The organism is Pseudomonas sp. FSL R10-2964, from assembly GCF_009600035.1.
In the GTDB taxonomy this organism is placed as follows: domain Bacteria; phylum Pseudomonadota; class Gammaproteobacteria; order Pseudomonadales; family Pseudomonadaceae; genus Aquipseudomonas; species Aquipseudomonas bubulae.
This window is the reverse complement of the sequence record NZ_WIWH01000084.1, coordinates 1-2,186: the sequence shown is the minus strand read 5'-3', so window position 1 is coordinate 2,186 and position 2,186 is coordinate 1. Positions and strand designations below refer to the sequence as shown.

1 protein-coding gene is annotated in these 2,186 nt (G+C 54.8%); it reads right to left on the bottom strand.

Going from position 1 to position 2,186, the window contains the following annotated elements; all coding sequences use genetic code 11:
• Nucleotides 1-77 precede the first annotated feature (77 nt).
• On the bottom strand, nucleotides 78-1,625 hold the full coding sequence (ltrA, locus tag GHN92_RS23505; RefSeq protein WP_256666560.1) for a group II intron reverse transcriptase/maturase: 1,548 nt from the start codon (nucleotides 1,623-1,625) through the stop codon (nucleotides 78-80).
• Nucleotides 1,626-2,186: the final 561 nt, after the last annotated feature.

Sequence of the window (2,186 nt, the reverse complement as noted above, 5' to 3'; positions counted from 1 at the left end):
TTCAGTCGGGTAAAGCAGGAGTGTTACCACTCCTGCCTCCCCTAAGAACCGTACTTGAGAGTCACCCCTCATACGGCTCAAGCCTTCCAGCAGCCTGAGTGAGACCGGGCTACCTGACAATGCGCTCTTCGGCGCTCAAGGTAAGACGTCCATGCCGGATCGAACGGGTTCGCTGCACTGCATATTTTGATATGCCGAACAATCGAAACACTGGCTGCGGCAAAAAGCCAAGCGGGTTGACTCATGCCACGTACTTTTTCCTTGCTGGCGAAAATCCAGTGCCGTTGACCCACTACACGAAAGTATCGTTGTTTTACCCAATGGGCACTTTTCATGGCATGCCGGCGGACAGCCCAGCGCCATAACACTCGCCAAATCTGATGGTCGATCCACGCGAAACGCTTGGCAGCGACAACATGACGATGATACATGGCCCACCCCCGGATTACCGGGTTCAGGACCTGAATCAGGTTTGCTTGCGTCGCCGCCTTGTTTCCGTTTGTGATTTCCCGGACCTTATCCAGAAGCGCTTTCACACTCTTGCGAGCCGGAGTGATGAGTAGCTTGCCAGCGTACTTACGTACGTTCTGGCCCAGAAAATCGAAGCCTTGCGAGATATGCGTGATGTGAGTCTTTTCATCAGAGAGTTCCAAGCCTCGCTCTTTCAGGAATGCCTCAATTGCAGGTCGAACCTGACTTTGCAGGATAGCCTTCGAAGTTCCCGTGATGATGAAGTCATCGGCATATCTTACGACGTGTATCTTGAATGGCTGTCGCTTTCGGTTCGTCGAAGCCACGCTTGTGTGGACAACATGTTCCAGCCCATCCAGCGTCCAATTCGCAAGTATCGGGGAGATGATTCCCCCTTGCGGGGTTCCTGCCTCCGTTGCGAACAAGGCTCCCTGATCGACATACCCGGCTCGAAGCCACTTACGCAGAACCGCTTTATCCATGGGTACGTTGGCGAGCAGCCAATCGTGGCTGATATTGTCAAAACAGCCTCGAATGTCGCCCTCAAGTACCCATTGCGCCGAACTGCGTTTCGCCAGTGCATTGAAGCAATGTGCGATTGCATCGGCCGTGGATCGCTGCGGCCGAAATCCATACGAATTTGGATCCGCACGCGTTTCTGCAACCGGCTCAAGTGCCAGTTTCCACAGTGCCTGCATTGCGCGATCCCGCATCGTTGGAATTCCCAGCGGGCGCTTCTTGCCATTGCTTTTGGGTATGTAGATACGTCTCAGCGGTTGAGGGCAATAGCCCCGATGCTGTAACGCTTTAACTCCCTTCGATTTGGCCACAGGGGTTGACCAGATCTTGCCATCAACTCCCGGTGTTCTCTTGCCTCTATTCTCCGTCACTCGCTTAACGGCCAACATCTTGCCGCGGTACGAGCGAGTCAGCAGCCGCTGTAAGGCTTGCACCTTGCCCCATCTGCCTTCTCGTGTTGCCTTGGCGATACGTACCTGGAGTCGTTTCACTTGCGATTCGATTTGGCACCAGGATAGGGGCCAGACCGACTCGAAGTTCGAAGATGCACCAGTGCCCGCCGGTGCTTGTGCATGGGATGTGAGCACTACCATCTGCTTTCCTCCGTACAACGATTGATCAGGTTGTTTCGCCATGGAAGACCTTGTGGAAGTCTGCTCGCTTTCGCGCCAGATGATCTTTCAACCTGTATTCGCCCCATTACAGGGCGACCTTCGCTTTTTCCACATTCCTTTACCCGCAGCACCAACAGCTTGCTTTACAGCTCACCTGCCGAAACCGGCAGCGCTACGGGCTTACCCTGTTCCACATGGATTTCCGAACGGGTCGGGCTCCTCGATTTCGCCGGCGGCACCACATCCACGAGGGGGTATCGGTAAGACCCCCTGCCTGTCCGCTTACCTTTTGGTTCAAGCCTGTCAGCATCTTTGGCTTGGCTATTTTGACGACGTTTATATGAGGTTCACGTGTGTTAGCCGTACCCGTTCATCCCTAGCACCTCTCCGCCTTGATGCTGGCAGATTCAGTCTGGCCTCACGGTTCGACCTACCGAAAATCGGCGGTTACATTGTCCCCAGGGCTTCAGACCCAGCTGTTACCGGCCGCGCCTGTCTGGGTAGGGAACGAGTGGTGGAACAATCGGTTCCGTCGGGCGTTAACCTGCGGAACAGAAACCCATGCGACTTTCAGGTCGCACT

Bases quoted from the DNA above. Each gene is read 5' to 3' on its own strand.
- ltrA (WP_256666560.1), bottom strand. From the start codon at position 1,625: ATGGCGAAACAACCTGATCAATCGTTGTACGGAGGAAAGCAGATGGTA.